Source organism: Collinsella aerofaciens, from assembly GCF_015553355.1.
Taxonomy (GTDB): domain Bacteria; phylum Actinomycetota; class Coriobacteriia; order Coriobacteriales; family Coriobacteriaceae; genus Collinsella; species Collinsella aerofaciens_V.
The window spans coordinates 1-6,778 of record NZ_JADNGN010000058.1 but is presented as its reverse complement, the minus strand read 5'-3'; the positions used below and the strand labels follow the sequence as shown (position 1 = coordinate 6,778).

4 protein-coding genes are annotated in these 6,778 nt (G+C 60.6%); 1 reads left to right on the top strand and 3 read right to left on the bottom strand.

The window, feature by feature from the left end:
- Positions 1-150: 150 nt before the first annotated feature.
- From I2D57_RS09685 to I2D57_RS09675, 3 genes are all read right to left on the bottom strand, one after another.
- The gene (locus tag I2D57_RS09685; RefSeq protein WP_195362332.1) at positions 151-1,614 is read right to left on the bottom strand and encodes an amino acid permease; all 1,464 of its coding nucleotides are present in this window, start codon (positions 1,612-1,614) and stop codon (positions 151-153) included.
- A 153-nt stretch (positions 1,615-1,767) separates the two neighbouring features.
- Positions 1,768-2,223, bottom strand: a complete 456-nt coding sequence (locus I2D57_RS09680) for a hypothetical protein (RefSeq protein WP_195362331.1) — start codon at positions 2,221-2,223, stop codon at positions 1,768-1,770.
- 3 nt (positions 2,224-2,226) lie between these two features.
- A complete protein-coding gene (locus I2D57_RS09675) occupies positions 2,227-5,235 on the bottom strand; it encodes a glycoside hydrolase family 2 TIM barrel-domain containing protein (protein ID WP_195362330.1) in 3,009 nt (1,002 codons plus the stop codon).
- A 377-nt stretch (positions 5,236-5,612) separates the two neighbouring features.
- Here I2D57_RS09675 and I2D57_RS09670 point away from each other — a divergent pair, with 377 nt between their 5' ends.
- The gene (locus tag I2D57_RS09670) at positions 5,613-6,629 is read left to right on the top strand and encodes a LacI family DNA-binding transcriptional regulator (protein ID WP_195362329.1); all 1,017 of its coding nucleotides are present in this window, start codon (positions 5,613-5,615) and stop codon (positions 6,627-6,629) included.
- The last annotated feature ends 149 nt before the right edge of the window (positions 6,630-6,778 follow it).

Sequence of the window (6,778 nt, the reverse complement as noted above, 5' to 3'; positions counted from 1 at the left end):
GTTTGTCTCCACCCGCGTAGCGGGTGGTTTAAAGCTGGCCGCTGCGCGGCCAGCAGACTAAAGTCTTGAACACAAAAGGAGGGGCCTCGTAAGGCCCCTCCTTAGGAAGGGGAATCGATTTATTCCACAGCCGTAGATTAATCCCAGCTTCTACTCCATCATGTCAAGGACAGACGGACGCAGCTCGCTCTCGGCAGCCTCGGGATCGGTCTCGCGCAGGCGGTTGATGTAGCGGTTGTACCACATCACGGCAAGGCCCAGGAAGACAACCACACCGCCAACGTTGTAGACCAGCGTCAGCCACAGCGGCTGATCGAGCGGAATGGTGCCGCAGATAAGCACGAAGCAGAAGACCACAAGCAGGAATGCAGCAATGACCAGGCCAAAGGTGCGCGAACCCATGCGGAAGCCACGGGGAGCAGCGTCGAAGTTCTTGCGTAACATAAAGTAGGCAAGCAGGATCAGCAGCGGCGGGAGCAGAGCGGTGGCAGCCGTCATGTTGGTGACGATCATGAGCAGGTCGTCGAGGTTACCGGAGCCCAGGGCCGGGATGATCAGGATGGGGACGACGATGGCGAACTGCAGCCAGGCAGCGCGGGCAGGAATGCCGTGCTCGTTGAGCTCGACGATCTTGCTACCAAAGACGCCCTTGGGGATCTCGGTGAAGAACACCTTGATGGGAGCGGAGGTCCACATCATGAGGGAGCCCAGCGTAGCGGCGAGTAGGATCAGGCCGATGACGCGCGTAGACACTTCCATGGGAATGCCAAAGTGGGCAAAGACAGCGCCGAACACGTCGAAGATGCCGGTGGAGATGGCAACGCCGCCCTCGGGGATGAACAGGTTAACCAGCAGCGAAGCGCCTGCATACAGAAGGCCGATGGTCAGGCCGGCGATAACGACGGTGCGCACGAAGGCCTTGACGCCGCCCTTAAGGTCGTTAAGGAACACGCCGACAGACTCAGCGCCGCCAACGCCCTGGATGATCCAGGCAAGCGTACCGAAGAAGCCCCACGCAGTTGCGAAGTTGCTCATGTCGGGAGCCATGTTAGCGGGAGTAGGAGCCGTAGCGAACTCAACGCCGCCAAGGGCAGCAGCCAGGGACAGCAGGATGAACACGGCGGTCAGGCCGAGAGCCGCGGTCGAACCGAAGGAGGAAATGGAGCCGATCCACTTAGCGCCCTTGGTCGAAACCCACGTGGCGATAGCAAAGACGACGATCTCGATAATGGTGATCCACAGCTGCGAAAGCTCGGCGTTGGCACCAAAGAACACGTAGCTCGCGTAGATGATGACGTTGGGCAGGACGGACGCAAAGAAGAACAGGTTAACGAACCAGTAGCTAAATGCCGTCAGGAACGCCCAGCGACCACCCATCGAGGTCTTAACCCATGCGTACACGCCCGACTCGGAGTCCTTGTTGAGGCCGACGAACTCGGCGGTAACCAGGGTATAGGGGACAAAGTACAAAAGCGTGGCGAAGAAGAACGACGGCGCAGCTGCCAAGCCGATGGCCGCGTTGTTGTTGATGATGTTCTTGATACCGAACACGGCGGCGACCGTCATGCCCAGCAGAGCGAACGAACCAATCGTTCCTCGTTTTTCAGAGCTCATAAGCCCTCCCAATCATCTGTTAAATGTCATCTAAAACCGTCCGAGCTGCAAGTGCAAACACGGACGGCGCAGCTGCTAAGGGGAATGGGGAAAAGGGAGTCAACAAAGCCATCCCCCTTAACGGCGCGAAGCAAACGTCCAGGTGGACGAATACTACTTGTTGGGGAAGGAATAACCTTCGACCGTCACGTGCAGCACCACGACGCGGGGATCCGCAGTGTCGGCGAGGACGCGATACGCCTCGTCGATCTCGACGACGGCAACGCCGCCGGCGGGAATCGTCACGGTCTCCCCCGCCCCCTCAAAGCGCTCGCGATCATCGATATCGCTGTAGGCGCGGGTGCAGGTGAGGCCTGCCTTGGGGGCAACCTCGACAGTCAGGTCGCCGTCGAGCGGGGCGAGCACGGCATGGTAGCGACGGTGACCGACCAGATCGGCAGTAGCCGCCTCGTGGGCGTTCACCCACCAATACACCAGCGAGTCGCCGATAGAGTACGCCACATCGTGCTGCAGTTCAGAAACGCCGTCGAGTGCCTGACCGGTACGCATCCACTTCTTGACGGACTTCATCTGGGCGTCGAAATCGGCACGCGAGTTAAAGATATGCATGACTTATGCCTCCTTAATGGGTGCCAGCGCCTGAGCCAGATCGGCAGACGTCAGCGGTCGCAGGGACACCTCAAAGCTGAAGCTCTCAAAACGGGTGCGATAGGAATCGAGCACCTCGGAACCCCAAGAGTTCGAGCCAAGGCCGAGCAGCTGGTCGTTGATGTTGACCGTAACCGTGTCGCCCGGGACAAGATCGTAGACATGCTTGGCATTATCGATAGCCTCGCAGCTATAGGGCCATGCGGAGAACGAGAACGGATTGGAAGCGGCGTCGGCCGGACGGGTCACCAGCACGCCGTCGCCGTGGCTGGAGCGCAGGGCAACCCAGCGGGTACCCTCGCGGTTGGCGCAGTCCTGAGGCATAACGTAGGGCGTGAACATATCGTCGACCGTGGTGCGGTAATGACCGACCGGGTTGGCGCGCAGCGAGTCCGGATAGTTCTCGCCCGGGCCGTGGCCATACCACTCGACGGCGCGATCGCAACCGGGGACCTCGAAGGAGATACCGATGCGCGGGATGATGTCCGAATAGTCACCGTAGGGCTCGCCGGAAACCTTGAGGTCAACGCGACCGCTCGGAAGCACGGTGTAGACAAGCTCGACGCGCATGCCGAACGCGCGGACAGGAGGAGCGATACGCTGGCTCACGGTAACGACGACCGCATTGCCGTCCTGCTTCCAAGAAACCTTGCGGGTAGACGTCTGCATCACATCGATGAAGTTGTCCTTCCACAGTGAGTCATACTCCTGGGCGTGGTTATCGACGAGCGGATGCCAAAAACCAACCTGGGGACCGGAGGCCATGACGTCGCGGCCGGATGCCTTCCACTCGCTCACGGTACCGTTTACCTTGCTGAAGGTCAGCTCGCCGTTGAGGGAGCGAATGCGGATTTCCTGCTCGGTCTCCTCGACCGTAAGCTCAGGACGAACGGGGGCGGCGATGGCCGGCGCCGAATGGTTTGCGATGGCAAACTGGCTTGCGCCCAGCTGGAACATCGGCTCGCACCAGACGTGAGCGGCCATGGTGTAGGCGCGCACGGTCAGTAGGGTCTCGCCTACCGCGGCCTCATGAATCACCAGTGGCAGCTGGACGGACTCGCCGGGGGCAACCGCACCGGGCATGAGCGTCTTGCGGCTGACCACGTCGCCGTCCACCAGGGTCTCGGCCGACAGGCAGACATCCTCGAGAGTGGTGAACCAACGCTTGTTGGTGACGGTCAGCTCGCCCGCCTCGGTGTCATAAGCCATGCGAACCGGGCAGATGACCTGGCCATACTCAGTGAGGCCCGGGCTCGGCTGCTGCCAAGGGAACACCATGCCATCGATGCAGAAGTTGCTGTTGTTGGGGTAGTCGCCGTTGTCGCCGCCGTACATGTCGTAGGCAACGCCGTCCTCGGTCACAGCAGCCAAACCGTGGTCGCACCATTCCCAGATAAACTGGCCTTGGATGCAATCCCAGCGATCGAAGACCTCCTGGTACTCGGACAGGCCTCCGGGGCCGTTGCCCATGGAGTGACCGTACTCGCAGTTGATGCGCGGCTTGGGGAATGGATGCTCACCAAAGTCGTTCATCTGCGACACGCGGGAGTACATGGTGGAGATAACGTCGACGGTATCGGCGTTGCGATCCTCCTCGTAGTGGACCGGACGACCGTCGAGCTCGTGAGCCTTGGCGTACATCGCGCGGATGTTACAGCCATAGCCGCTCTCGTTGCCCATCGACCACATAATGATGCAGGCGTGGTTGCGCTCCTGCATCACCAGGCGCTCAATGCGGTCGACGTAGGCCGGCTCCCATGCCGGGTCGTCGGTCACCAGGGCGATATTGCCGATATTCTCGAAGCCGTGGCTCTCCATATCGGTCTCGGCGACCAGCATGATGCCATACTCATCACACAGCTCGTAAAAGCGCGGGTCGTTGGCGTAGTGGGACGTGCGCACCGCGTTGATGTTGTGCTGCTTCATGAGCTCCAGGTCGCGGCGCATGCGATCGAGGCCCACGGCGCGGCCCTTGTGATCGTCGTGATCGTGGCGGTTGACGCCATGCATCTTAAAGTAAGTGCCGTTGAGGTAGATATGATTGCCCTCGACCGTCACCTCGGCAAGACCCTGGCGATGCGGGACGTACTCGCTGACCTGGTCACCGTCGTAGACCTCAAACGTAAGGTCATAGAGGAAGGGATCCTCGGGATTCCAGAAGTGGGCATCGGTCACGCTGCACTCGGCATGGCCGTCGACGCACTCGCCCGTAGCCACCACGTTCTCGCCATCGCTGAGCGTATACACAACGCGGGTAGCGCCCTCGGCCACCGTATCGAGCGTGATCAGAGCGGCATCGCCCTCGCGGTGCGTGCGGAACCTAAAGTCGACCAGGTGCGCGGCGGGACGCTGCATAAGGTACACATCGCGGAAGATGCCCGATGCCCACCACATGTCCTGGTCCTCGATATAGCTGCCATCGCTGTACTGCAGGACCTTGACCGCAAACAGGTTGTCGCCCTCGACGAGCGCGTCGGTCACGTCGAACTCGGCAGACAGACGCGAACCCTTGGTCATGCCGATAAACTTGCCGTTGACGTACAGCTCGCCATAGCTCTCGATGCCGTCAAAGCGAATGATCTCGCGAGCGCCGGCAGGAACGGCGGGAAGATTGACGATGCGCTGATAGACGCCCGTGGGGTCGTCGGAGGGAACGAACGGCTGGTCCACCGGGAACGGGAAACCCTCGTCGGTGTAGGCAAGGTTGCCATAACCGTCTACCTGCCACAGGTGCGGAACCTCCACGTGATCCCACTCGGGCTTGTACGTGGAAAGCTCCTCGTTGGAGACGGCAGCGGGGCCCTCAAAGAGGCGGAACTGCCACGAGCCGGACAGCTGGACAAACCCGCGCGACAGCTCGCGGCTGTACGTTGCAGCGAGATCGGCGGTCTCGTAACCCATAAAGTACGCATGGGGTGCCAGGCGGTTCCTGTGGGTGAGCGCTTGGTTTTCCCAATCGTTAATGGCGTCCATGGTGATGCTCCTTCGTCATCGTAGTGCTTCTTTGTGCAACCGGTTGTCCTTATCTTACGGGCGGTACAAAAATCTGTGCAACCGGTTGTCCGCCGAACGGTCGATTTTGTCGGATTAACGGTGCAACCGGTTGTACAACCATGCTACTTATGTCACCCTGAGTATCGAAACTCAGCGCAAGACATCGTTCTCAAGCTCGTAGGCAACCGCCACGCCCGCTGATATCTCACCCATACGAGACGTATTCGATTGCGGCTTGGTTGCAAAACGACACCGGTCACCGGATATCATGAACGCTGTTCAGGCGCACTATAGTAAGCTGTATCCGCACCAGCCCGTATCAGCGACAACATCGACCGCATTCTCCAGGAGACGCCATGACCCAACCAGTTCGCACCGCACCTACGCTTGCCGAGGTTGCCGCAGCTGCCGGCGTGTCGCGCTCCACGGCATCGCGCGCTCTCAACGATTCGCCCCGCATTAGCGAGGAAACCAAAAGGCGCGTCCGCGCGGCGGCCAAGGAAGTCAATTTTGTCCCCAACGCTCGTGGCCGAGCGCTCGCTGTCGGGCGCACGGAAATCATCGCCGTGCTCGTGACCGAGCCCCTGAGTGAACTCTTCAGCGACCCCACCTATAGCGAGTTTTTGAGCGGCATTACCGAGGAACTGTCGGAGTCGTCCTATCTGCCCGTTATCTTGCAGGCGTCTTCTACGCATGAGCGCAACCGTGCACGCGAGCACTTTGAGCGCCGCTCGTTCGACGCCGTGATCGACGTCTCCCCCTACAAGGGCAGCGAGCTGCTCGAGGTGCTGCGCGAGCTGGGCGTACCCACCGTGTTGTGCGGCCAGCTCGAGGGCCACCCCTATCGCGATGTGTTCTCGACAGTCTACTCCGACGACGAAGAGGGCGGACGCTTTGCGGCACTCGCCATAAAGGATCGCGGGCGCAAAGATATCGTCGCCGTGTTGGGACCGCAAGACAACCCCGCTGTTGCCGACCGCCTGCGCGGCTACCGCGCCGTCTTGGGCGAAGACCTCCCAGACGCAAACGTTATCTATACCGGCTGGAACAGCGGAGACGGCTATCAGGCCATGCACCAGATTCTCGCGCGCGAGATCGCTTTCGATGGCGTGCTCTGCGGATCGGACCGTATCGCGGCTGGCGTCATCACCGCACTCAACGAGGCAGGCCTATCCGTTCCGGCGGACGTTTCTGTCGTCGGCTTCGACGATCACGAGATTGCGACGCGCTGCGTCCCCGCGCTCACGACCGTCCGCCAGCCCCTGCGCGAAGAAGGCCACATGGCCGCCAACATTGCGCTCGACATGATCAAGGGTGCCGAGCCGACCACCTCCGTGATGCACATGCAGCTGATCCAGAGAGACTCGCTATAAGAAACTGGGGCAGGCTTTCCGCCAGACAGTTGTTGCGGAAAGCCCGGCCCGTTTTGAGCGCTCATTCTGGGGCACAGTTTCCGTTAGACAGCTCAACCGGAAACTGTGCCCCATTATTTTGCCGAATTCTGGGTCGCGCTTTCCCAGAG

Coding starts and splice junctions, on each gene's coding strand:
- I2D57_RS09685 (WP_195362332.1), bottom strand. CDS start 1,614: ATGAGCTCTGAAAAACGAGGAACGATTGGTTCGTTCGCTCTGCTGGGC.
- I2D57_RS09670 (WP_195362329.1), top strand. CDS start 5,613: ATGACCCAACCAGTTCGCACCGCACCTACGCTTGCCGAGGTTGCCGCA.
- I2D57_RS09680 (WP_195362331.1), bottom strand. CDS start 2,223: ATGCATATCTTTAACTCGCGTGCCGATTTCGACGCCCAGATGAAGTCC.
- I2D57_RS09675 (WP_195362330.1), bottom strand. CDS start 5,235: ATGGACGCCATTAACGATTGGGAAAACCAAGCGCTCACCCACAGGAAC.